At 45.0% G+C, this 25,923-nt stretch carries 20 protein-coding genes; 12 read left to right on the plus strand and 8 right to left on the minus strand.

Going from position 1 to position 25,923, the window contains the following annotated elements; all coding sequences use genetic code 11:
- Positions 1-43: 43 nt before the first annotated feature.
- From CBX98_RS01735 to CBX98_RS01755, 5 genes are all read left to right on the plus strand, one after another.
- A complete protein-coding gene (locus CBX98_RS01735; protein ID WP_005377956.1) occupies positions 44-703 on the plus strand; it encodes an OmpA family protein in 660 nt (219 codons plus the stop codon).
- A 76-nt stretch (positions 704-779) separates the two neighbouring features.
- Positions 780-1,757 carry a J domain-containing protein gene (locus tag CBX98_RS01740; RefSeq protein WP_109168451.1) on the plus strand — a complete coding sequence of 326 codons (978 nt, stop codon included), beginning with the start codon at positions 780-782 and terminating at the stop codon, positions 1,755-1,757.
- A gap of 177 nt (positions 1,758-1,934) precedes the next feature.
- Positions 1,935-2,117, plus strand: coding sequence for a hypothetical protein (locus tag CBX98_RS01745; protein WP_005377960.1), 183 nt, complete (start codon positions 1,935-1,937; stop codon positions 2,115-2,117).
- Positions 2,118-2,530: 413 nt separating this feature from the next.
- A complete protein-coding gene (locus CBX98_RS01750; protein WP_109168452.1) occupies positions 2,531-2,923 on the plus strand; it encodes a SulA-like leucine-rich domain-containing protein in 393 nt (130 codons plus the stop codon).
- A 204-nt stretch (positions 2,924-3,127) separates the two neighbouring features.
- Positions 3,128-4,231, plus strand: a complete 1,104-nt coding sequence (locus CBX98_RS01755) for a phosphoribosylaminoimidazolesuccinocarboxamide synthase (protein WP_109168453.1) — start codon at positions 3,128-3,130, stop codon at positions 4,229-4,231.
- Positions 4,232-4,311: 80 nt separating this feature from the next.
- Here the strand turns inward: CBX98_RS01755 and CBX98_RS01760 are convergent, their stop codons facing one another.
- The 3 genes from CBX98_RS01760 to CBX98_RS01770 form a co-directional block, all read right to left on the minus strand.
- On the minus strand, positions 4,312-5,985 hold the full coding sequence (locus tag CBX98_RS01760; RefSeq protein WP_109168454.1) for an alkaline phosphatase D family protein: 1,674 nt from the start codon (positions 5,983-5,985) through the stop codon (positions 4,312-4,314).
- 329 nt (positions 5,986-6,314) lie between these two features.
- Entirely contained in the window at positions 6,315-6,692 is a 378-nt protein-coding gene (locus CBX98_RS01765; protein WP_005377965.1) for a hypothetical protein, read from the minus strand.
- Between the two features lie 288 nt (positions 6,693-6,980).
- Complete coding sequence (locus tag CBX98_RS01770; RefSeq protein ID WP_109168639.1) at positions 6,981-9,335, minus strand: helicase-related protein; 2,355 nt, start codon at positions 9,333-9,335, stop codon at positions 6,981-6,983.
- 213 nt (positions 9,336-9,548) lie between these two features.
- Between CBX98_RS01770 and CBX98_RS01775 the strand changes: the two genes are divergently transcribed.
- The 3 genes from CBX98_RS01775 to CBX98_RS01785 all read left to right on the plus strand — a co-directional run bounded on the left by CBX98_RS01775 (position 9,549) and on the right by CBX98_RS01785 (position 13,716).
- Positions 9,549-11,237 (plus strand): NAD-dependent malic enzyme, encoded by a 1,689-nt coding sequence (locus CBX98_RS01775; protein ID WP_005395857.1) that lies wholly within the window; start codon positions 9,549-9,551, stop codon positions 11,235-11,237.
- Positions 11,238-11,391: 154 nt separating this feature from the next.
- The gene (locus CBX98_RS01780) at positions 11,392-12,126 is read left to right on the plus strand and encodes an ElyC/SanA/YdcF family protein (RefSeq protein WP_031780501.1); all 735 of its coding nucleotides are present in this window, start codon (positions 11,392-11,394) and stop codon (positions 12,124-12,126) included.
- 219 nt (positions 12,127-12,345) lie between these two features.
- Positions 12,346-13,716, plus strand: a complete 1,371-nt coding sequence (locus CBX98_RS01785) for a DASS family sodium-coupled anion symporter (protein ID WP_005395853.1) — start codon at positions 12,346-12,348, stop codon at positions 13,714-13,716.
- Positions 13,717-13,858: 142 nt separating this feature from the next.
- Here CBX98_RS01785 and CBX98_RS01790 read toward each other — a convergent pair whose 3' ends face one another.
- Positions 13,859-15,196, minus strand: coding sequence for a GGDEF domain-containing protein (locus tag CBX98_RS01790; protein WP_109168455.1), 1,338 nt, complete (start codon positions 15,194-15,196; stop codon positions 13,859-13,861).
- A gap of 336 nt (positions 15,197-15,532) precedes the next feature.
- On the opposite strand from CBX98_RS01790, the gene CBX98_RS01795 reads away from it, so the two are divergent.
- Entirely contained in the window at positions 15,533-16,357 is an 825-nt protein-coding gene (locus CBX98_RS01795; protein ID WP_005393189.1) for a DUF2797 domain-containing protein, read from the plus strand.
- Between the two features lie 94 nt (positions 16,358-16,451).
- Here CBX98_RS01795 and CBX98_RS01800 read toward each other — a convergent pair whose 3' ends face one another.
- Entirely contained in the window at positions 16,452-17,687 is a 1,236-nt protein-coding gene (locus tag CBX98_RS01800; protein ID WP_109168456.1) for a cysteine desulfurase-like protein, read from the minus strand.
- Positions 17,671-18,327 carry a 2OG-Fe dioxygenase family protein gene (locus CBX98_RS01805; protein ID WP_005393193.1) on the minus strand — a complete coding sequence of 219 codons (657 nt, stop codon included), beginning with the start codon at positions 18,325-18,327 and terminating at the stop codon, positions 17,671-17,673. The genes CBX98_RS01800 and CBX98_RS01805 overlap by 17 nt, the downstream gene beginning before the upstream one ends.
- 359 nt (positions 18,328-18,686) lie before the next feature.
- On the opposite strand from CBX98_RS01805, the gene trxB reads away from it, so the two are divergent.
- The 3 genes from trxB to cydC all read left to right on the plus strand — a co-directional run bounded on the left by trxB (position 18,687) and on the right by cydC (position 23,251).
- On the plus strand, positions 18,687-19,646 hold the full coding sequence (gene trxB / locus CBX98_RS01810; protein ID WP_109168457.1) for a thioredoxin-disulfide reductase: 960 nt from the start codon (positions 18,687-18,689) through the stop codon (positions 19,644-19,646).
- Positions 19,647-19,749: 103 nt separating this feature from the next.
- Positions 19,750-21,537, plus strand: a complete 1,788-nt coding sequence (gene cydD, locus CBX98_RS01815; RefSeq protein WP_109168458.1) for a cysteine/glutathione ABC transporter permease/ATP-binding protein CydD — start codon at positions 19,750-19,752, stop codon at positions 21,535-21,537.
- Positions 21,530-23,251 carry a cysteine/glutathione ABC transporter ATP-binding protein/permease CydC gene (cydC, locus tag CBX98_RS01820; RefSeq protein ID WP_109168459.1) on the plus strand — a complete coding sequence of 574 codons (1,722 nt, stop codon included), beginning with the start codon at positions 21,530-21,532 and terminating at the stop codon, positions 23,249-23,251. Before cydD ends, cydC begins: the two co-directional genes overlap by 8 nt.
- Before the next feature lie 97 nt (positions 23,252-23,348).
- Here the strand turns inward: cydC and CBX98_RS01825 are convergent, their stop codons facing one another.
- Entirely contained in the window at positions 23,349-24,680 is a 1,332-nt protein-coding gene (locus tag CBX98_RS01825) for a D-serine ammonia-lyase (protein ID WP_109168460.1), read from the minus strand.
- An 83-nt stretch (positions 24,681-24,763) separates the two neighbouring features.
- Positions 24,764-25,858, minus strand: coding sequence for a 3-phosphoserine/phosphohydroxythreonine transaminase (gene serC / locus CBX98_RS01830; RefSeq protein ID WP_046874819.1), 1,095 nt, complete (start codon positions 25,856-25,858; stop codon positions 24,764-24,766).
- Positions 25,859-25,923 lie beyond the last annotated feature (65 nt).

Below are 25,923 nucleotides of genomic sequence, written 5' to 3' on the forward strand. Positions count from 1 at the left end.
TGGTTTCGCCTCAGTTTTATACGGAGATTTTCCCTTGAAAAAGATGCCTATTGCACTAGCTCTAGTGCTAGCTCTTACTGGCTGTCAAGCCACTCAACGCCAAAATGCAACAACGGGTGAATACGAAACTAACTCAACCACGCAAGGCGCGCTTATTGGTGCTATCGCTGGTGCAGCAATCGGTCTAGCAACGGGCGATGACGCTAAAGAACGCCGTCAGCATGCGCTCATTGGTGCGGCAGCTGGCGGGGCGACTGGCGCTGGCGTTGGTTACTACTTTGACCAACAAGAAGCAGAATTGCGTCGCGCTTTACTAAACTCTGGTGTACAAGTTCAGCGTGTTGGTGAGAACCAGCTTTTACTGCGTATGGAAAATGGTATCGGCTTCTCTTCAAGCTCTTACCAGCTTGATGCTAGCATTCATAATACGCTACGCGGTGTTGCTCGCATCTTGGTTGAATACCCAGATACCAGCCTTGTTATCGACGGTTACACGGATAGCACAGGCAGTGAGTCATACAACCAAACGTTGTCAGAGCGCCGTGCAGAGTCCGTACGTCAATTCCTAGTATCTCAAAACGTTGCACCTGGTCGTGCAATTGCACGCGGCTACGGCGAACGTAACCCAATTTGCTCAAACCAAACTTCTGAAGGTCGTGCGTGCAACCGTCGTGTTGAAATCCAGATCTTGCCACTGAAGTAATTTGGTTGCACCATAGCGGTAATAATAAAAAATTACCGGAGCAGGCCTAACAATAATCGTTAGGCCTGACATATCAATGTCTGTCAAAACGTCTGCCCTACTCTGCTTATTTAGCCTCTGCTTTTCTGGTTACTCGCTTGCCTCTCAAGATCCAAATGACCCCATAGAACAATACGAGTACTCACAACAATTATTGGCATCAAACAAAGCTGAAGCCTCACCAGAAACGCGCTACTGGCTAGAGCAATCCGCCAACCAAGGTTACCTCCCTGCGCAAAAACAGCTCGCGAACGACTTTGCTAAAGGGATAAATGGCGAAATAAATGAAACACAAGCGTTATATTGGCTAACCTCTATAGCACTCAATGACCCAACCGATCGTGGCTTTCTTCTCGCTAACTTTATTGAGCACAATCAAGACAAGGTCACAGCTTCTCAATTGACTGAAGCTTTGTATCAAATGGCTTCTCAGCATAATCCAGCAGCAGAACAGGCTTATAATCAACTGTTAGAGCAGCGCTTCAATCAACTGCGAGCTAAACAAGTCTCGCAAATAAAGTCGCTCGATAAAAAGGCGGAGCAAACACAAGAAGAGAAAAGCACAACAATTGCAAAACCCAACGTAGAATACTCGCAGTTTTTATGGCTGATCTGGTTAGCGGCGATACTCATCATCAGCGGCTTAAGTTTTCTCGTAATCAAGAAACTTAAGCAGAATAGAAAAGCGCTTGAAGACAAAGAGGAAAGCCAAAATCAACGAATGGCGGAAAAAATAAAAGAGCTAGAGTTTACGAACAAGCAACTGAAACGCCAGCTAGAGAAAGTATTCAAAGAATTTAAGAAATCCAAAACCCAGGCAGAAAACCATAAGCTAAGCGTCGCATGCGCCATGTTTGGCTACACACCACAACACATCCCTGATTTACAAGCAATAAAGCTACGCTATAGACAGCTATCAAAGCTTTATCATCCGGACACAAGAGGCAGTGAAGAAGAAATGAAGCGACTCAATCATGCCTTTAAGCTTGTCTCACAAAATGTTACAAAACAGTAAAAACAGGTCAGGAAACTTTGGCTAGCATGCTTCTAGAGCCATATAATCAAGCGCCGCAATCGATCTCCCTCTCAAACAAATTAACAGACATTTAACTTAAGTCTCGCTTTTATGCCATAATGCTCAGCGCAAAATAACACCTAACGACTCAAATTAATCTAGGTGGGGAGAAAATCAATGTTCACTGAAGAAGGCACCTGTGATTGGTGTAAAAAACCTAGTCTTGTAACTCGTCACGATTATTTAGATGGCAAGCACCATTACTCATGTAAAGCTTGTTACGACATGGCAAAAATCGACGTGCGCCTATTTAACCAAGGCGAATTGCAAATGCGCGAACGCTTGCAACGAGCGAGCTAAGCAAGACGGAATCAACGGAACTGATTTTCAAAAGCGCCTTTTAAGGCGCTTTTTTGATCGGCCAAGCCCTATTTCCAATCTCTATCTCGTATTCCCTCCTATCCTACATAGCATGTCGCATCGGTTATCAGCCCCTCTCCTACTGTATACAAACCACTGCCCGTGAAAAAACACCTGTATATACAGTAGTAACCCCCTGTATGTCTCTCGTCCAATTTTCTACTCATCTCACATTTTTAAATTGATGTTAGACATATCAGAAATGAAAAATAACCAAATAAATTCAGACACTTAAAATAAAATCCTTTTGTTTCCTTCTCAAAAAAACGCAAATAACTTTTGAGAAACGGGTTGATCAGGTCGTCAAAACAAACTACTGTATACACATACAGCATGTATAAAGGAACAGTAAGATGCAGTTACAAAGTCAATCTCATACATACTCTCGTTACAACGTATTGGCACAAGCAACTCAGCCCATGGCCGTTTCGGATCAGCTTCTATCTAAGCTGGCTGTTTTATCGCAGCAGAAACAATGGATTTTGTTTACAGCAGACTGCCCTCGCCCTGACTTTGAACAACTCACTGCTTCTAATATTTGCTGTAGAAACGTGATTCAAATGAAGCCTTCTCAACAGCTTTCAGAAGTCGAGATCGTGATCAAAGCCATCCGATCAGGTAATGCCAGTGCTGTTGTCGCATCAAATAAAATTGCACTTATGAATCAATCGATGTTGCACGACATGGCGCAACGCTATCAGTGTGAAGTCTTTTTCGTCGAAGGCAGAGTTAATAAGTACCACTAATAAGTTCGACGTTATCCATCCTGCATCTCGCCTCCTTTTTAAGGGGGCTTTTTTTTGTATTAAAGAAAACAGGCAAACGTTTGCTTTTTCTCTGGCGAGTTAAAATAGTTCTGGTATGATGCCCACATTCGATTTATTCAGCGCCCACATTTTGCTGAATATCTTCTCTTTCTGACGTTTGATTAAGATGATAGGAATGTCGCAATGAGCCTTGCTACTCAAGTACTTGCCGTCAATGACGACCTGCCAATTCGCACCCATAACCCCGTTCATAGCGGAAAAGTTCGTTCAGTTTACTGGTTAACTGAAGAAGACAGTGCCCGACTGATCAAAGAAAAAGGATACGATGTCGCTCCAGATGCGCCTTTGGCTATCATGGTGATTAGCGACCGAATCTCTGCATTCGATTGTATTTGGCATGCTGAAGGTGGTCTTAATGGTGTCCCGGGTAAAGGGGCTGCGCTTAATGCGATTTCTAATCACTGGTTCAAACTATTCAAAGAAAATGGCTTAGCAGATAGCCACATTCTAGACATTCCTCACCCTTTTGTTTGGCTTGTACAAAAAGCCAAACCTGTAAAAATCGAAGCCATCTGCCGCAAATACATCACGGGTTCGATGTGGCGCGCTTACGCAAATGGCGAGCGCGAGTTTTGTGGAATCCAACTTCCTGAAGGGTTAGGAAAAGACAAAGCACTGCCAGAGTTGCTCATGACCCCATCCACAAAAGGCATTCTAAAAGGTATTCCCGGTGTGCCTGAAGCGGATGACGTTAATATTACTCGTCAAAATATCGTAGACAACTACGAAGCATTTAACTTCTCAAGCGCTGACGATATCGCACTCTACGAAAAACTGCTGAAAGAAGGCTTTAACGTTATCAGCCAAGCGTTAGAAGAAATCGACCAAATCTTTGTCGATACCAAATTCGAATTTGGTTATGTTGATGATGCTGCTGGTAATGAAAAGCTGATTTACATGGATGAAGTGGGTACACCAGACTCGTCTCGTATATGGGATGCTAAAGAGTACCAAGCAGGTCACATCGTAGAGAACTCAAAAGAAGGTTTCCGCCAGTTCCTACTTAACCACTTCCCTGACCCAGATATCTTGCTAAACAAAGAACGTATGCCAGAGCGCGAAGCACTCGCTCGTGATAATGCTTTACCCGTCGAATCTTTGATGGCGATTTCGAGCACCTACATTGGTATTGCCGAGAAGATTACAGGAAAGCCGATTCATTTGAGTGAGAATCCGAAAGCGGAAATCATCGAAGTTCTGAGCAAAGAATACGGATTGATTGACTAGCACTGTCGCTAGATTAGCTAAACGCTTTCCAATAAAAAGTCCGCAATAGCCTTGCGGACTTTTTTCGTATTAGGCTCAGTTTAGCCGATATTTAACGTAGTACCATCAGTTGTGGAGGCTGACTTGGTCGTCACCTGATATGTTTTGTCTTTAATCGTTGATACGAAATACCAGGTCGACTCTGCCTTGTCGGGCGTAAAAGTAACGCGCATAAAGCCACGCTGTTTGATGTCTGCCCACTGTAGTTCTGACACTAAGTGCGGCAACGTGTATTCCATTTGAGCGATCGCAACAGGATCTAACGCTAGGTAGGCCTCTAGCCCAGGGGAACTCACCGAGCTAGTTGCAAACTCTATCCCGATAGGATGCTTAGATACGTCTTTAAGCTCACTTGCCCATGCGTTGTGCGTATCTCCTGCCAAGCAGACAAAGTTACCACTGCTGGCTTTGGCCAGTTGATAAACTTTCTCTCGCTCAACGTAGTAACCATCCCATGCATCTAGGTTATATGGCAAAGCAATGGTATCTAAACTTGGGTCAGAGAGATAACCCGTAATCGCAGAGTTTACCGCTAATAACGCCTCTGTTTTTTGGTCTTCAGTGGCAGTAAACAATTGAAACATAGCGGTCATCACCGAACTTGGCAGCTCCATACGAGACATTAACACTTGTTGCCCTAGCACATTCCAAGTTGCGTCGTGCGTACTGAACGCATCCATCAGCCAAGCGAGTTGGTCAGCGCCTAACAGCTCTCGGTCTTCACTGCGCGACTGAGCAACTAAACCGCCAATCGCTTCCATCGTTGGAGAGCTGAGCGAGAAGTAATCCAACGGTTTATCACGCCCCACAAGTCGCGTGTCGAGCATCATCAAATTGACTAAACTTCCAAACGAAAACTGACGGTAAATCAGCATGTTTGAGAAAGTGTTTTCACGAACGGGCAACCATTCTGTCCACGCGGCAGCCGCAGCTGCACGACGATCATTAAAGCTGCCTTCCTCTTCTTGATGGTTTTCCGCACCATTTTTCCAACTATCATTTGCAAGCTCATGGTCATCCCAGACTGCAATCATTGGTAGGCTCGCATGTAACGCTTGCAGATCAGCATCTTGGCGATATTGCGCATACCGTTTTCGGTAATCATCTAAGGTAATGCATTCAGTGCCTTTGCTTGGCTCTCGCCCTAGTGCCTCAGCATCTTCACTAGCGTAGCCACCAGCCCCATACTCATAAATGTAATCACCGAGATGAAGTACCACATCAAACGGTTCTTGCTCATGTTGATTTAAGATCTCTCGATACACATGGAAATAACCAGCAGGATAGTTTGCGCAAGAAACAACGGCCATGGATGCCTTTTCTACACCACCCTCTGGTAATGTTTGAGTTTGCCCGACTTCGCTAGTGACATCTCCAACCATGAATCGATAGTAATAGTGAGAATTTGCGTTGAGGTTTTGAACATCAACTTTTACCGTGAAATCTCGGCTCGTGTCTGTGGCAAAAGTGCCACTTTGCACGATATCAGTAAAATTTTCGTTAGATGAAACTTGCCAGCTTACATCTGCGTAGCTTGCTGAGGTCGTAACACGAGTCCAAATGATTACTTGTGTTTGAGTAGGATCTCCACTCGCCACCCCGTGCTCAAAGGTAACCGCAACAGATTCACTAGCATCGCTACCACAGCCCACCAACCCGGTAACAATCGCCGTTGAAGAGGCAGCTTTCATAAAGTCTCGACGAGACAAAGACATATTGACTTCCTTTCTTATTGTGTTTGTTTTTATGCCCAAATGACGTGGTGACTCAATCATCCTTGTGTGCCAATAAGGGACGTTAATTCGAACTTACAGTACCAACCACTTAGTCGGTAATTTGTCCTAAAAACACAAAGTTAGAAGCTAGTTATGACAATTGCATTTCCAAACGTTACATTTTTGTTAATTTAAGTGCAAATACTCTATATTCATCACACTTCCAAGACCTGTGACAAAAACCTCAAAATAAAAAAGCGACCTACTTTGAGGTCGCTTTTCATTGCACTATTGTTAAGTGGTACATTGATGAAGTGGAAATGCTCAGCCTAAAACTTGATGTTAAGGACATCTTGTTCTGACGTGTCCACCTTCAACTGACTGCGAGATTCTATGTACTCGATTTGCTGAACATCGAGCGAATATGGCATAACGACTCGCAATTCATTGATCCCTTCATGTTTAGCTAACTGGGTTAAGCGGACCAAATTGGATTCATCACTTTTACGAGAAGACATCGATTTTAATGCGGCATCCCACAACCGATCTTCAGGCTTGCTCAATTCCGCAATGTTCTGTTTCCACATCAAACCGAAAATAGGCGCGATGGTGGCAAATGCCTCTAAGAAGGTCCATTTTTTACTACCTGTCGCCCCTAAAAAGCTAGTGTAGTCGAATTCAATGCACGTCTTTCCTTGTTGATCCATTCTATGCCCCCAACACTCGAAAATGAGATATACCAAATATCGTTCAACTGTTTTGATATAGCAATGGGATATAAAACATTCGTCTTTTATGCCCTAATTTACATGCAAAAGGAAATATTAAAACCAGCTTTGTAACAACTGATGTACAGCTTCGCCATATATAAGCATTCAATTGATTAATATTTCAATTAAGAAACTAAAAACAACACGTAAGTAACGCTATCAATATGAAATCATTATAGATTCACCAAGAAAATATCAATTCTTGTCACAACGTCATCCGCCTACCTACTTCACATCAATCACTCGACTGGCCTTTTTATACTGTATCTTCCAACCAGCCCAGCGTGGCAGCTCCCAGCGCTTCGGGTCTCCCTTACGGTTTCCCTCTCGATAAATGACCTGTACCAGCTTGCGAGACGCGTAATACTCAACATCCAGTTGGAGTTCTGGCAGCGAAAGTTCTAAAGGGTACTGCTCCGTGAAATCGTCGTATTCCCATTCTGGAACACCGTTAAATGTAAAGTCTTCCGGTTCAAACAACGCCATATCATCGACATTTTCAACGCCTAATGTTTCCAACTGATCCTTTAACCAGCTAGAAAATGTCAAGGAGGCCAAGTCGTTAACCTCTTCTCCTTCGACATTAAGGCCCAATGCGTTGTAGAGTTTCCAGTGCTGGATTTGTTGTTTTCTTTGAGAAGCAAAACCTGGTAACAGTGTCTCGTCTTCTATCATTTCGACAATAGACTGAACAGCAACATCACCTTGTAACGCTTGATGTTCAGAACAGATTGTTCGCCCGGCGTAGACCAAATGCATCGTTGCTCTTGGGGTCTCCTCTTCATAATTCGTCTCGCCTTGTTGCCACTCCCCTAGTTCAAGTTCGCGTAACAACGTCAGCGGGATAGGCATCATGACCGATGCGAGGTTTAGTGTTTGCTTAACGCCTCGTCCTGGCACGCTATGGCTATCTAGCACAATGGCCGCGTCTTCTTTATCAGGAAAGCGGCTGTTACGCCCAACCAGCATCTCGACTACGCCATTTCCTAGAGCATCTCTTCGACGAGCTCGTCGGACAAACACAAGCTCAGGGTGTAATGAGGCGATGGAGAAAAAGAGCGCTTCACGTTTATATCGAGAGGCAACGTCAAGTTCCGGTAATTCAAATACTTCTCGCATTTGTTTCGCTAAACCTTGTGCCTCTTCGAGTGCGCTGGCATCAATGACAATGCCCGGAAGTCGTTCCCCCCGAACCAAACGGATAAGCAAAGAGGCATCACATCCGTATGGTTCCTCTTGAGATAGAAGCTCAGCAACTTCACCACTTTGTCGCTGATAGAGCTGCGCAGGCACAGATAAGGCGGCAGCCAAATCAATCATTGCTTCCTTCTCTGGCTTCGCTTGAATTCTGGTAACAAGATCGGCAAACAGTGCATCAATGGGTAGTGGATATACTTTTCTCCCGTGCTGCGTGACATTGCCATCCTCATCAATCGCTTCCATAGATAACAACGTCGAATGAGATGCCTCTAGCGACTTTGGGGGAATTGAGTCGAGAAAATCGAGTGTTGAGAGACGATACCCACAACAAGCTGCTGCCAGCATGGGCTCGACGAGCTCTTCTCTGTGTAATTCTGGAGGTGTCACCAACTCTAAAGGCGCGTGCTCACCATATAGACGAATACAAGCCCCTTCGGCAACGCGACCTGCTCGCCCCATTCGCTGCGCGGCACTGGCCTTAGAAATGTTGGTTAGCGTCAGTGCTGTACGTCCATTTCGTTGTACAGTTCTGCGCTCTAAGCCGCTATCAATGACAACTCGGATGTTAGGTATCGTTAAGGAGGTTTCCGCAACATTGGTTGCCAATACGACTTTTCGTTGTTTTTGCGTAGTTAACGCGCGGTGCCGTTCTTCATCACTAACCGAGGCATGAAGTTTGACCACCATGACTTCGCCGCAACTTTGTAGCATCTGAGCACATTGGGTGATCTCTTTGCGTCCAGGCAGGAAAACAAGAATATCGCCATCTTCATCTTCCAATGCTTCTTTTACCGCTCTGAAAACCTCTTGTTCACATCCCTTCTTATTCGGTAAATAACGGCTGTCTAAAGAACGATGTGTCACCGTGACTGGAAAGCAACGCCCTTCAGATCGCAGACGCTTCGCATTCAGGTAACGCGCTAGCTTTTCGCCCTCCAGCGTAGCGGAAGTGACGATCAACCGATGTTGATTTTCTTGCTTCAAAATTGCGGTTAATAGATCAATATCCCAGCGTCGCTCGTGAAATTCGTCCACTATCACGATATCGAAGCCTGCTAGCTTGTTTTCCGCAAACCAACGCAGTGCGACTCCCGGAGTCACAAATACAACTTCGGTTTTTTCATCAAAGTAGGCATGAAGCTTGATCGCGTAACCGACTTTGCGACCTATTGGCTCACCAGATTGCTCCGCAAGATATTCAGCCAACGAGGTACAAGCAATTCGACGTGGTTCAATAACCAGCACGCGTCCGTGTTTTGCCGCCCACATAGGCAAACGGGTAGATTTACCTGACCCGGTTTCGGCTTCCACCACGAGATGGTTTTGGTTCACATGTTGGTCAAACTCAGCTTGCAGGCTGTCGATAGGTAGTTGAAACATAGAAATTGGATTTGATTTGATGATGCAGAACATTATACCCAAGTAAAAAAATCCTGCTTTAGGTATCTCTAAACAACCAATATTGCCGATATTTTCGGCGGTATCTGAGTTTTTTTGCGACATTACATTGATGTGCATCAACGCATGTTTACAACTAAATGGTGAACCCGTTAAAATTTGGTGCGCATCCTTCAACCCTACATAAGGCACCCAATGAACAACGATAAACGCCCACTATATATTCCATATGCGGGTCCGGCTCTTTTAGCAACCCCTCTTTTGAACAAAGGCAGTGCATTCTCTGCTGAAGAACGTAGTTCATTCAACTTAGAAGGCTTGCTTCCAGAGTCTACCGAAACAATCCAAGAGCAGGTGGAACGTGCCTACCAGCAATACAAGAGTTTCGAAAGCGATATGGATAAGCACATTTATCTGCGTAATATCCAAGACACCAACGAAACACTGTATTACCGCCTAGTGCAAAACCACATTTCTGAGATGATGCCTATCATCTACACGCCAACTGTCGGCGCAGCATGTGAAAACTTCTCTAACATTTACCGCCGTGGTCGTGGTCTATTCATTTCATATCCGAACCGTGACCGTATTGACGACTTGCTGAATAATGCAGCAAACCACAACGTTAAAGTGATTGTTGTGACAGATGGTGAACGTATCCTTGGCTTGGGTGACCAAGGTATCGGCGGCATGGGTATTCCTATTGGTAAACTGTCACTTTATACCGCGTGTGGTGGTATCAGCCCTGCTTACACGCTACCAATCGTGCTTGATGTGGGTACCAATAACCCGCAACGTTTAGCTGATCCGATGTACATGGGTTGGCGTCACCCTCGTATTACGGGTGCAGAATACGATGCATTTGTAGAAGAGTTTATTCAAGCAGTACAGCGCCGTTGGCCTGATGCCTTGATCCAGTTCGAAGACTTTGCTCAGAAAAATGCGATGCCTCTTCTTGAGCGTTACAAAGATCGCGTGTGCTGCTTCAATGATGATATTCAAGGCACGGCGGCCGTTACTGTGGGCTCTCTACTTGCCGCCTGTAAAGCAGCAGGTACTCAGCTGTCTAAACAGCGTATCACCTTCTTGGGCGCTGGCTCTGCTGGTTGCGGTATCGCAGAAGCGATCATCGCACAAATGGTATCGGAAGGGATTTCTGACGAGCAAGCTCGCTCACAAGTTTACATGGTTGACCGTTGGGGTCTGTTACAAGAAGGTATGCCTAACCTTCTTGATTTCCAACAACGCCTGGTGCAGAAACATACCAATACGAAAGAGTGGGAAAATGAAGGAAATGGCTTCTCACTCCTCGACGTTATGCGTAACGCCAAACCAACGGTACTGATTGGTGTTTCTGGTGCTCCTGGCCTATTTAGCCAAGAAGTCATCGAAGAAATGCATAAACACTGTAAGCGTCCGATTGTCTTCCCACTATCGAACCCAACAAGCCGCGTAGAAGCAACACCTAACGACATCATTCGCTGGACAAATGGTGAAGCACTGGTTGCAACAGGTAGCCCATTTGAGCCTGTGGTTCATGAAGGTCGCACTTACCCGATTGCACAATGTAACAACAGCTACATCTTCCCAGGCATTGGCCTTGGTGTACTTGCTGTAAACGCAAAACGTGTCACCGACGAAATGCTAATGGAATCGAGCCGTGCGCTCGCAACATGCTCTCCTCTAGCAATCAACGGTCGTGGTGCACTACTTCCACCGTTGGAAGAGATTCACTCGGTATCGAAAAAAATCGCGTTTGCTGTTGGTAAGAAGGCAATCGAACAAGGTGTGGCATTAGAAATTACTGATGAAGCATTAAACGTAGCGATTGAGCAATCGTTCTGGCAGCCGGTTTACCGTCGCTACAAACGCACTGCGTTTTAAGCTTGAGACATTTCGTTTAATAATTAGCCCCTACCATGTAGGGGCTTTTAATTTTTTATCATCCTAACCAGATTTTGGCATAAATGGGCTTCTCTCTTTTTGTTTCTATCAGATATGATGAGAACTACATTTTTAGTTAAGGATATAAAACGTTTTGTTGTTTTCTCGCATAAGATCAAAGTGGAAGCTGAAATTTTCCTGGAAGCGACTTGCTTTGATTTTGTCGATCTCTGTACTTAGTCTGCTTGTTTCTGTTATTGCCATCGACCGGTGGGTGGTTTTACAAGCCAAAGAAAGCATTTTCACTGAATACGAACAAATACCTCAACATGAGGTTGCTGTGGTTCTCGGTACCAGTAAATACATCGGTAAGATCCTCAACACTTACTACACTCATCGCATTAATGCGGCGATTGAGCTTTACAACCAAGGCAAAGTAAAACAGTTTTTATTGAGTGGCGATAACGCCCATCGCTCCTACAACGAACCGTGGACGATGAAACGCGACTTACTTAAAGCCGGTGTGCCTGAGGAAGTGATTCACCTTGATTATGCTGGCTTTCGTACTCTAGATTCGATTGTGAGGGCGAAAAAGATTTTTGCTTCGGAGCGCTTTCTGATTGTGACTCAGCGCTTTCATTGTGAGCGAGCGCTGTTTATTGCCGATGCTTACAACATTGATGCGCAGTGTCTTGCGGTAGCAGGACCTACGACAAACAAACAAAAAACATCAATGCGTATTCGAGAGTTGCTCGCCCGTGTGAAAGCCTTTTTAGACCTCTACATTATTAATACGCAGCCCAAGTTTCTTGGTCCTCAAGAGCCTATCGTTGCAGTAAAAGAGCCTGAAAAAATATCTAATGAGCCTCTGCAAGTTCCCGTCGAATAGAGGAACAACGCAGCTCACAAGGCTAATAACATTTCTATAAAACAAATGGGTAGTTTTCTACCCATTTCCAATTCTCAACATCACATTTTCTAATTTGCTCTACGATTCAGGCAAAACTCTTTTTTGTATTCCAAGTAACATTTAATCAATAAATAACTACAAGTCAGTTACTTTGCCATAAAAAAACCGACAAAAGGCAATGCAAAAGGAGCACTACCCATGACCGCACTCGCTGTGACATTGAAGAACTGGTTCTTCACTCGCAACAGCATGATTTTGAACGCGAATATCGTATTGTTCATTATCTTGTTTAATACCCTACCCTTTGAGCCACAAGTAGTAACCGGCCTGAGCATCTTAGTTTTTGTTGCTATTCTTTGGCTAACCGAAGCGATTCACGTCAGCATAACCGCGCTGCTCATACCATTACTTGCGGTATTTTTAGGCGTGTTTAACACTCAGACCGCACTGAACAACTTCTCCAACTCCATCATCTTTCTATTCTTAGGTGGTTTTGCACTTGCTGCAGCTTTGCATAAACAGAAGTTAGACCAAGCTATTGCTGATAAAGTGCTGTTACTCGCACGAGGCAAAATGTCTGTCGCTGTATTCATGCTATTTGGTGTGAGTGCTGGCCTATCAATGTGGATTTCAAACACCGCCACTGCTGCTATGATGCTGCCCCTTGTACTGGGTGTGATGACAAAGCTAGACGCGAAGAAAAATCACAATACCTTTTTGTTTGTTCTGCTCGGCATCGCTTACAGTGCTTCGATTGGTGGTATTGCAACGCTGGTTGGTAGCCCACCAAACGCCATTGCAGCAGCTGAAGTCGGCCTAAGTTTTACTGAGTGGATGAAGCTCGGTGTGCCTATCTCATTAGTACTAATGCCAATCGCTATTCTCGTGTTGTACACCATGACTAAGCCTGATCTTAGCCACAAGTTTGATCTTGACCATCAACCAGTCGAGTGGACAAACGGCAAAATGATTACGCTGGCGATTTTCTTACTGACGGTCACGCTTTGGATTTTCAGTAAGCCTATTAACGCTATGCTGGGTGGCTTCGCTAAGTTCGATACTCTTGTAGCCATTGGCGCCATCCTTCTACTTGGGGCTTCTCGCGCTGTAGAGTGGAAAGATATTGAGAAAACAACCGACTGGGGTGTGTTAATCCTATTTGGTGGTGGCATCTGTTTGAGTAACGTCCTAAAAGCAACCGGAACAAGCGTATTTTTGGCTCATAGCTTGTCAGGCTTCCTTGAGCAAGCCGGTATTCTTCTAACGATTCTTGCAGTGGTTGCTTTTGTTGTCTTCTTGACTGAGTTTGCAAGTAACACCGCTAGTGCTGCACTGCTGGTCCCTGTATTTGCAACCATCGCAGAGGCCTTAGGCATGTCTCCGGTCATTCTCTCTGCATTGATTGCCGTCGCTGCATCTTGTGCATTTATGTTACCAGTTGCAACACCTCCAAACGCGATTGTGTTCGGTACGGGTCATATCAAGCAAAAAGAAATGATGCGAATTGGCTTCGTCTTAAACATTGCCTGTATTGCTGCACTAACGCTTTTCGCTTGGTTGTTCTGGTAAAAAATAGCAAGTTCGATTAGCACTACACTGCTGCTCACGGTAATCATATCGATGACCTAAACTTCCCCCTAAGTGGTGTTCAGCAGTTTCCCTCTTGGTGGCCAGTTGGCCACCTTTTTTTATTCCTTTGAGTGACGAATCGTTAGGCTTGCTTCTTTTCGCAGGCAAGCAAACCATAATGAACCTCGACCCGGTTACGACCATTGCGCTTCGCTTGATAGAGCACTTCATCTGCTCTCGCCATGGTTTCTGAGACGCGTTCATTTTGCATTTGGGCGACGCCAATGCTGCATGTTAATGATTCACCGTGTACCCACAAATGACTCTCCACATTTTTGCGAATCATTTCCGACTTCTTCACAGCTTGATCAATATTGGTGTCAGGGCAAAATACAACAAATTCTTCTCCCCCCCAACGAACAAGTCGGTCATCTGGGTAGATGGAACTTGCCACCACCATGACAAATTCGCGCAATATGTCATCCCCCATTTGGTGCCCAAATTTGTCATTCACCTTCTTAAATTTATCCAAATCCATATAAAGGATACTGAATGTACTATGCCCCCAGCGAACTTGCCGTGATTGCTGCTCAAGCCAGTGCTGAACTGCGTGACGGTTCATCGCTCCCGTCAACGCATCGCGATGCGCCAACTCTGCAAACTCATAGTTTTGAGCTCGCAACGTACCATTCACCTTCTCTAAATGACGATGACGTTTTTTCGCTTTTTCATAAGCGACTCGATTTTTTCGTAATTCGTGCAGCGAAAATGCCAGTCCAAGCGCCATCCAAGAGAGTAAGAGCGCATACAGTAACGTTTCTTGTGCAAGGTAAGCGCCTTCAAACTCAATTTTATCAATCACAATTTTGTGCTCGCCAAGTGCCGCACCAGATCCGGTCGCGATATCAATACGTGTGATGTTTGAAAATTCAGGTGCAGAGTGTTCAATCGCGACTTTGTTGTCTACTAACCACCACGTCATCACCTGTAAATTTTTAATCGGAATTTCGATGATGTCGTTTGAACCGGACGGAGAAAACTGCATGCCATTGTATTTAATCGTGTACTCGTCGTCTGGTTTGGAATACTCAGGGTTATAGTTGCGCAGATATAAACGCAAATCATGGCTCGGATTGGGCCCCCCCCCCGCCTCTTCATATCTCACTTTCAATCGAATCGTATGGTAATTGGAAAGGTCAATCCCCTGTGTTGGCGTTGTGGAATCGGTATAAACAGAGATTCCGCAATAAGGCCAAGCATACGAGCTTTGCTTTAAGTCACAGCTGAGAACTAGGCTTTGCTTATCGTAAATAATATCAGCCTCACTCAAGCCACCTTCGCTGGCGTCTTTAGTCGCATAGATATTGAAATGTTCTGGTGTAATGGTCAGCTTTCGTGTATCGCCAAGAACACTATAAAGCGCAACCAAACTAATAGTGCAAATAGAGAGGGCAAAGATAAATTTATGGATCCACTTCATGGGCGAGTGACCTGCTCAGCTTATATACAACACAATGTACTCAATGATTTTTCGAACTTCAAACAAAGCCATTTATCAAGAAACAAAATTACTTTTAGTCTTCGTTCTTACTTTCGATACATGGTAACGTGTTTTGAACCGTTATCACGTTTTTAAATCTCTCAAAAATGCGGTTCACTTGTTATTTGCGAAGCATTTCACAGCCGTATTTCCTAACCCATGAAGGCCAGTGCATAACATTTCAGAGCGATACATTTCGCTTTAATGTGCCTGTCAACCCTGCATCTCATCACCACTTCGGATATACTGTGCAAAAACACAATAATGAGTAATGTCATGTCATTAATTGCAACTGGTACGCTAAATAAAATGCGTGCATCTCTGGACGGTGCTGTCAGTTACCGTCTACCTGTTGGTGAGGAAGAAATTGATCTATCGCCGTTTCTGGGTAAAACGCTCACACTGACTCACACGGGCAATATTTTTTGTTGCTCATGTGGTAAGAAAACGAAAAAGAGTTATTCGCAAGGCCATTGTTTTGTCTGTATGAAAAAGCTAGCAAGCTGCGATATGTGCATCATGAAGCCAGAGACTTGCCACTACGACCAAGGGACTTGTCGCGAGCCACAATGGGGCGAAGAGAACTGCATGGTGGATCACTTTGTCTACCTATCCAATACATCCAGCTTAAAAGTTGGTATCACTCGTCACACGCAAATCCCAACTCGTTGGATTGATCAAGGTGCGACTCAGGGTTTGCCAATTTTTAAGGTAAAAACTCGACATATCTCCGGATTAATTGAAGTTGAACTGGCGAAACACATCGCAGATAAAACCAATTGGCGCACACTGCTGAAAGGCGATGGTGAACCAATGGCACTGCAAGATCGTTTTGCTGAGCTATTACCTTTAGTCGAAGATAAGATTGCTGAGATAAAACAGCAATTCGGTGAAGATGCAATTGAAATATTAAGCGAAAGCATTACCGACCTTAGCTATCCGGTGCAACAGCACCCAACTAAGATCACCTCGCATAATTTCGATAAAAACCCGGTTGTTACTGGCACTTTGCAAGGCATCAAAGGTCAATACCTCATTTTTGACACTGGCGTGATCAACGTAAGAAAATTCACTTCCTATGAAGTGGAAGTAAGCGCCTAGCTGCATATACATATATATAGCTGGTTTGTTGAAATAAAAACGAAAAAGCTCGAGTTTAACTCGAGCTTTTTTTCTATCAGGAAGATATAATCAGTTACGCATCAAGGATGTTTTCTAGTACATCGAACAACATGTCGACTTCTTCTATTGTGTTGTAATGCATGCAACCAATTCGTACCACACCACCCGACTCTTCTAGACCAAGTTGACGAACTAAGCCCAGCGCATAAAAGTGGCCGTTCCAAACACAGATGTTGTGTTCACCCAGCGTTTTCGCGATAAACTCTGGAGAATATCGGTCGAATGTTAGCGCAAAAGTTGGTGTGCGGAGCTGGCTATCTTCTTTCGCAATGCCAAATAGATTGACACCATCTAGTGCACTCAGACGCTGTAAGAATCGCTCACTCAAGCGTTGCTCATGTTGTTCATACAATTGGTAACTTTGCTCCAATCGTTGACGAAGGGGTAAACTGGCTTCACCAAATTGAGCCAGATACTCAACCGCAGCAACGACACCAGCAAGACCTTCAAAACTTTGCGTCCCCGTTTCAAATCGGCCTGGGCCAATATTGGTAGCAGGCTCGACTTTGTACGGACGAATACTGTGCAGCCACTGATCGGCTATGTAAGCAATACCAACGTGCGGGCCGAAAAACTTGTAAGCTGAGCAAGCTAAAAAGTCACAGCCTAACGCTTGAACATCAACCAAATGATGCGGCGCATAATGAACGGCATCCACATAAACTTGTGCCCCAACGTTGTGCGCCATGCTTACTACTCGCTGCACATCCACGATAGAACCAGTCGTATTCGATGCATAGGTCACCGCTACAAGGCGCGTTTTATCAGAAAGAAGACTGCTTAAATGCTCCAAGTCCAACGTACAATCATCTTCGTTGATACGAACCTGATGAACCGTAACGCCTTTATCTTCTGCCGCTTGCTGCCAGCTAGACACATTCGAATAGTGGTCCAAAGCAGAAACAATGATCTCATCTCCCTCTTGCCAATCTCGGCTAATCGCACGGCTGAGCTGAAAGGTTAACGATGTCATGTTCGCGCCGAAGACGATATTGCCAGATGACGGCGCGTTAAGCAGAGCTTGCGCTGACTCGCGTGCGTTTTGCATCACGTCAACCGTCTTTTGGCTAGAAAAATAATGCCCGCCTAAGTTGGCGTTGAAACGACCTAAATACCCCACCATGCTATCTAGCACTGATTGAGGTACCTGTGACCCGCCAGGACCATCAAAAAACGTCACAGGTTTGTCGTTATGGTATTGAGCGAGTGCCGGAAACTGCTCTCTGATCAGATTAAGATTGAAGTTCATTGCGCTTATCCGTAGCCGTGAGTACAAACACATCCATATGACCCGCTTCATCATCAATGACAGAACGGATTGGGCACGCGTTGTGCCACAGTTTACTGTCTGCCAATATTGCAACCTCCCCCGTTTCTAACACCTTACGGAAAAATGGGGCTTGGTTATGACTACTGTACAGCATGATGTCACCACCAATGATGTTATGGCGTCCTACGCCAACCATTGCAATGTGATCAAAACCGTCTTGGTGCACACCTTCAGGTGCCACTTGAGTTTCTTCTTCTAGCGCTGTGATTCGGATTTGGTGAATTTCTATTTCCTGGCCGTTAGGCAGATGATTCGCATTGACAAACAATTCGCACATTTCTCGGAAACCATCACTGGTGAGAATATCCTTCTCAATCGGCTCAAATTGTCTTACAACATCACCTTGGAATCGGTTGATATCAGACGATTGAACAAAGCTGTTTTTGTTTAAGTCAATGACTTTGCCATTATCAAAACCAACCACAGAATAACGTCTTAGTCGATACTGACCATCTGCATGCTCGGTACGAGGCAGTTCTTCAAACGATGGGGAAAGCTGCTCAATTGCTGCCATGCTGAGCTGTGTTAAATGCAGAGTATTCTCACGTGAATGTAACATCATTGTCTCCTTTAATGAGGCACATTAATTAACATTTAATTTACACACTAGGTTACGCAAATATTCTGTAATTGCCAGCTTTTAACGTTGATAGCTTCAACAAAACAACAAAAACAACACAACAAACCAATCCAAAGCAAAAATACAGAACCATGTTTCAGTTTTGCGCTTTGGCGATATTTGAAACTAGACTTCTCTACTACGAATAGAATTTTATGCTAGAAGTCAACGTTCTTTATCAATCTTTAGTGGGTTCTAATCTATAACCAATTATTCGATCACAATCGTTGTTTATGCTTTTAAAGCACTAAGAATTTCCATACAATCGAGGGAAATGTTCAGCCCTTTTTGGAGCCATAATGAGCGACGTAAAACATTGTAAACTATTAATTCTTGGTTCTGGTCCAGCAGGATACACAGCTGCCGTCTACGCAGCGCGTGCCAACCTAAACCCTGTGCTTGTGACGGGAATGCAACAAGGTGGTCAGCTAACCACCACTACTGAAGTTGAAAACTGGCCCGGCGACGCTGAAGGTCTGACAGGTCCTGCATTGATGGATCGCATGAAAGAGCACGCCGAGCGTTTCGAAACTGAGATCGTGTTTGATCACATCAACGAAGTAGAACTATCACAACGCCCATTTCGTTTAAAAGGCGATTCTGGCGAGTACACATGTGACGCATTGATTATTTCTACGGGTGCATCAGCAAAATACCTTGGCCTTGAGTCTGAAGAAGCATTTAAAGGTCGCGGCGTTTCTGCTTGTGCAACCTGTGACGGTTTCTTCTACCGTAATCAGAAAGTTGCAGTTGTGGGCGGTGGTAACACTGCTGTTGAGGAAGCACTTTACCTATCTAACATTGCGTCAGAAGTTCACCTGATCCACCGCCGCGATTCATTCCGTGCAGAGAAGATCCTTGTGAAACGTCTGACGGATAAAGTTGAAAGCGGTAATATCGTTCTTCATACCGATCGAACTCTCGATGAAGTACTTGGCGACGACATGGGCGTAACTGGCGTTCGTATTAAAGACGTCAACACAGGTGCGACTGAAGACCTTGAAGTGATGGGCGCGTTTATTGCGATCGGCCACCAGCCAAACACACAAATCTTTGAAGGCCAAGTAGACATGAAAGATGGCTACATCATCGTTAAGTCTGGCCTAGAAGGCAACGCTACACAAACTAGCATTGAAGGTGTATTTGCAGCAGGCGACGTTATGGACCATAACTACCGTCAAGCTATCACATCAGCAGGTACAGGTTGTATGGCGGCATTAGATGCTGAGCGTTTCTTAGACTCACTTGGTGACAAATAACTTTTCACATTTGTGTCATATCCTTAAAGCCCAGCGGTATTCCCGCTGGGTTTTCTTTTGTATACTACCGCCTCATTAAAACAATTATCATTAAGCCTTCACGATGGATAAGAAAAAGCAAAGCAGCTTGAATAAGTGGCTTAAGCAACAAAGTAAGTTAGCCAAGCGCTGGCTTATGATTGCGATAGGCCTAGGCGTACTTTCAAGCGTGTTTTTATTGGCTCAAGCAGCCCTGCTCGCCTCCATTCTGCACCAGTTAATCATTGACCAAGTCGACAAAGCCGACCTCATATGGCATTTTGTTGGGCTTGGTGGCACGGTTATCGGTCGAGCTGCTTGTACCTGGGGTCGAGAGCTTGCCGGTTACCGTTGCGGTGAGCAAATTCGAGTTTATATTCGCCAACTCATTTTAGATAAAGTTCATAAACTTGGGCCCGCTTACATCAAAGGCAAACCTGCCGGCAGCTGGGCGACGCTCATCTTAGAGCAGGTAGAAGATATGCAAGATTTCTTCTCTCGCTACTTGCCTCAGATGTCATTATCGGTATTAGTGCCTTTCATTATTTTGGTTGTCGTATTCCCAGTAAACTGGGCGGCAGGCTTGATCTTCCTCGTCACAGCACCACTAGTGCCTATTTTCATGGCACTGGTTGGGATGAAAGCCGCAGAAGCAAACCGTAAAAACTTTAAAGCGATGCAGCGTTTGTCCGGTCACTTTTATGACCGCTTGCAAGCAATGACGACCATTCGCTTATTCGATAGAACAAAATCTGAAACTGAAACTCTGAAGGGTGCTTCGGAAGTCTTTCGTACTCGTACCATGGACGTTCTGAAAATCGCGTTTCTATCTTCTGCGGTTTTAGAGTTTTTCACTTCCATTTCTATCGCAATTACCGCCGTCTACTTTGGCTTTAGTTATATCGGAGAGCTCGATTTCGGCTACTACGGCACAGGTGTTACGCTGTTTGCTGGTTTGTTCATTCTGATTCTTGCGCCAGAGTTTTATCAGCCATTACGTGATTTGGGCACGTTCTACCATGCGAAACAGCAAGCGGTTGGCGCAGCAGAAAGTATTGTCGAGTTTCTAGATTTGGAAGTCGATCAAGTCAAAGATGGTACCCAAGCGTTAGATAAAAACAGCCCTATCTATATTGAAGCGGACCAGTTAACCATTTTTAGTCCGGAAGGTCAGCAGCTCGCAGGTCCCCTATCCTTCTCTCTTGAAGCCAACAAAAGTACGGCTTTAGTTGGACCAAGTGGCGCAGGTAAAACAAGCTTGGTAAACACCATCCTCGGTTTCATGCCTTATCAAGGTAGCTTGAAGATTAATGGTTGTGAATTGTCACAACTGGATCTAGCCACATGGCGAGAGGCCGTAAGCTGGATTGGTCAAAACCCAATGCTATTACATGGCAGCATTCGAGATAACGTCACGTTAGGCAAACACAACATTCAAGATGCAGACGTTCATTCTGTTTTGAATGACTCTCATGCTGCTGAATTTGTTGAAATGCATGGGTTGGATTACCCGATATCTGACCGCTCTGGTGGTTTATCTGTCGGCCAAGCCCAGCGTTTAGCGTTGGCTCGCGCTATGCTACAAAATGGTCGTTTTTGGTTATTAGATGAACCGACCGCAAGCTTAGATGCTCGTAGTGAAAAACTCGTCATGGAAGGCATTAACAAGTACGCACATGCCACAACGAATTTGATGATTACTCACCAGTTGGCACCTTTACAAAGCGTATCGCAAATTCTTGTTATGCAGGACGGCCAGATTGTTCAACGTGGTGATTACGACACACTGTCGACAGAAGATGGCTTATTTAAAGACATGTTGGAAGCGAACCTCGCACAACGTGAAACAGACAAGGGGAACTTAGATGCGTGATTTACTCCCTTATCTAAAACTCTATAAGAAACATTGGTTTGGTCTTTCTCTAGGTATGCTATTGGCATTTCTGACCTTAGCTGCATCTATTGGCTTATTAACGCTATCGGGTTGGTTTATTTCAGCCGCAGCGGTGGCAGGCTTGACGGTTGCTCGTGAAACCTTCAACTACATGTTACCAGGTGCCGGGGTACGCGGCGCTGCAATGGCTCGAACCGCAGGTCGATGGGGAGAACGTGTCGTCAGCCACAATGCAACGTTCAAGCTGCTTACCGATTTACGTATCTTCTTCTTTAAGAAACTTGCACCACTGATTCCGGGTCGTGTTTCTACGATGCGTGATGCCGATCTGCTCAACCGCCTAGTGGCGGACGTAGATGCGATGGATCACGTTTACCTTCGACTTATCAGCCCTGTCGTGATTGGTATTTTTGGCATATTGAGTTTAACGGCTGTCCTGGCGTTCTTTGATTGGCATCTCGCCCTACTGCTTGGCTCGATTCTTACCGTCATGTTGTTTGTATGGCCAGTGTTGTTCTATAAACTTGGTAAAAGTAATGGCGAGAATCTCACTCATCATAAAGCGCAATTGCGAGTGGCGACTCTGGACTGGCTTCAAGGCTACAGCGAACTGAGTATCTTTGGAGCAGAAGAGCGTTATCGCAATCTCATTCTAGAGAAGCAAAAGCAGCTTTTGTCTAATCAGTTTGTGAACGCGAATTTAACGGGCATGGCTTCAGGCCTGCTTATGCTTGTGAACGGTCTTACACTGGTTGTGATGCTTTGGTTTGCTGCAGACGGCGTAGGAGGTCGTGCTCCTGATCCTTGGATTGCGTTGTTTGCATTTGCAACGATGGCAAGTTTTGAAATTTTGATGCCTATTGCGGGCGCGTTCCAGTACCTGGGTCAAACGTTGACTTCTGCTCGTCGTTTAAATGAAGTAATTTTGGCTGAACCTGACGTTGTCTTCCCTGAGCAATCGAAACATAAAGGCACAACGTTAGACATTGAATTCAACAACATTGACTTCACTTACCCTGACGGTCAGCAAAAGGTGCTGAAAGACTTGTCACTCTCACTACCGGTGGGCACTAAAACAGCCATTGTAGGTCAAACAGGTTCAGGTAAATCAACACTAATTCAGCTTCTTTGTCGCTACTGGGATGTTAACCAAGGTGAAGTTCGAATCGGTGGTACAAAACTGCAAGATTGGAGCGAGTCTGACCTGCGAGAAGCAATGACAGTGGTAAGTCAACGCGTTGATGTACTGAATGGAACACTGCGTGACAACTTACTTATGGCCGCTCCAGAAGCAAGTGATGAGCGACTGTCTGAGATTCTTCAAAAAGTCGAACTTGGTGGCCTTCTTGAGGCTCCAGGGCTAGATGCTTGGTTAGGCGACGGTGGTCGTCAGTTATCTGGTGGAGAGAAACGCCGAATCGGTATCGCTCGCGCATTGCTACGTGATGCGCCAATCCTACTCTTGGATGAACCAACTGAAGGTCTCGATAAGCGTACGGAACAGAAAGTGATGGCGCTTTTCAATGAACACTTTGCTAATAAGACAGTAGTATTCATTACACACCGACTGATAGAGCTAGAAAGTATGGATAGCATCTGTTTGATGGAACAAGGTGAGATCATCGAACAAGGCGACCATCCAACGCTACTCGCTCAAAAAGGGCGTTACTACCAGCTATTACAGTCTCTATAATTCGATTTTCAGTGACGAGAAGGGCTCATCAAACGATGAGCCCTTTTGTTATTCCTGTATTGTTAATTGGCTAGTTAAGTACGTATAAAAGGCTGATTTACCGACCTGATTTTTTGAGATAAGCCGCCATTTCATCTTCCGGAACCATCCCTCCACCTGTTGCCCAAACAAGATGCGTGGCGTTTCTGAGTTTTTCTTCGTCAAATTGCATTCGAGACTGATAAGCATGATTATTCGAGACGTGCACTACCCCAACCATACCGGCTAATGCAGAAGGCTCTAGATTAATGCCTTCTAGTTCACTTAACTCACCCAAGTGGTGATACATACGAGCATCATCAATGGTGTAAAAGCCATCAATTAGCCTTTCCATCGCTCTACCGACAAATCCCGACGCACGCCCTACTGCTAATCCATCAGCAGCGGTCATGTTGTCGATACCCAAATCTTGTACCGCAATCTCGTCATGCAAGCCCGTATGCACGCCCAACAACATGCACGGAGAGTGCGTTGGCTCTGCGAAAATACAATGAACATGATCACCAAACGCGACTTTCAAACCAAATGCCACGCCACCAGGCCCACCGCCAACACCACAGGGTAGATAAACAAACAGCGGATGATGCTCATCAACCACGATTCCCAAGTCATCAAACTGCTGCTTTAGACGCTCACCCGCAACAGAGTAACCTAGAAACAACGTCTGCGAGTTTTCATCATCAATAAAGAAGCAGTTAGGGTCTTGCTCAGCTTCTTTACGACCTTGCTCAACGGCAACACCATAGTCTTGCTGGTACTCCACCACTTTGACGCCATGTGACCGGAGCTTATTTTTCTTCCACTCCCGCGCATCAGAAGACATGTGAACCGAGACTGAAAAACCAAGCTTTGCACTCATGATGCCAATGGACATACCGAGGTTACCCGTTGACCCAACAGCAATACTGTACTGCTTAAAAAACTGCCAAAACTCATTGCTGAACAATTTGCTGTAATCATCGGTTTCGCAGAGTAAGCCAGCTTCAAACGCCAACTTTTCTGCATGGGTCAGCACTTCATAAATGCCACCTCTCGCTTTGATAGAACCAGAAATTGGCAGATGACTGTCTTTTTTGAGCATTAAACGGCCCAATATTGGCGTGTCGTATTGCTGCTCCAAACGCACTTTCATCTTGGGAACATCCACCACAGAAGACTCAATGATGCCATGCGAAGCTTCCGTTTCGGGAAACGCTTTCATCAAATAAGGCGCAAATCGTGCTAGCCGTTCACTCGCAGCTTGAATATCTTTCTCATCTAGCCCCACATAGGGCAAACCTTCTGCTAAAGAGGTTATGTTTGGGTTAAACCAGCAAACCTCCTTAAGATCGATAAGTGGCGCCAAGAGTGGGAACTGCTTGATCAGCGCTTCAATATTCGCCTTGGTCATTTTACCTTCCTGGAGTGATGTGAGTTGAGATAAACAAAAGCGCCGCAATTGCGACGCTTTAATGAATAACAGTGAATTTGATTTTATGCGTAGTTTTTCTCAAACTCTTGCATAAAATCGACTAACGCTTGTACACCTTCTAGCGGCATGGCGTTATAAATGGAAGCTCGCATACCACCAACGGCTCGGTGTCCTTTTAGTGATTTCAGCCCTTTGGCATCGGCTAGTTCAAGGAACGTCGCATCCAGTTCAGGTTTCGCAAGTTGGAATGGCACATTCATCAAAGAACGGTTTGCTGAGTGCACGCCATTACGGTAGAAATCAGACTGATCGATGTAATCATACAGTAGTGCGGCTTTAGCGCGGTTCACTTGCTCGATCGCTTTTACCCCACCCTGCGCCTTCAACCATTTGAAAACAAGACCAGACAGGTACCATGCAAAGGTTGGTGGCGTGTTGAACATTGATTCTTTCTCAGCCAGAACAGTATAATCCAAGATACTTGGCAGTACCTGCTTCGCCATACCTAACAAGTCGTCGCGCACGATAGCGATAGCAATGCCTGAAGGACCAATGTTTTTCTGAGCGCCCGCATAAATCACACCGTATTTCGATACATCAATCTCACGAGAAAGAATCGTCGAAGACATGTCAGCAACGATTGGTTTGTCGGTGACTGGAAGATCGTTAATCTCGATACCGTCAATGGTTTCATTTGGACAGAAATGCACGTAAGCCGCTTCTGGAGCAATTTTCCATTCGTTTGCAGGTAGAACGGCTACTTTTCCGTCGATTTCTGTTTTTGCATCAAATACGTCTGGCTCGCAGTATTTCTTCGCTTCAGCTACCGCACTTTCAGCCCAATAACCGCCGTCGATGTAAGTTGCCGTCTCGGCATCACCAAGTAAGTTTAGAGGAACAGCAGCAAATTGAGCACGAGCACCACCTTGGCAGAACAGCACTTTATAGTTGTCCGGAATATTCAGAAGATCACGTAAATCCTGCTCGGCTTCTTCTGCAACTTTGATGAACTCTTTGCTTCGATGGCTGATTTCCATGACCGAAGTACCAAGGCCTTGCCAATCGATTAGTTCCTGTTGTGCTTGCTGCATAACTGCTTTAGGCAGACCTGCTGGCCCTGCACTGAAGTTAAATACGTTGTCCGTATTTTGTTCCATGATGCTCATTGCTCCTGCTATGTAAATATTACGAAATTAATATCACGTTTTCGCAGCGATAAAAA

Origin of the sequence: Vibrio sp. T9, assembly GCF_003123985.1 — a bacterium.
Classification (GTDB): domain Bacteria; phylum Pseudomonadota; class Gammaproteobacteria; order Enterobacterales; family Vibrionaceae; genus Vibrio; species Vibrio diabolicus.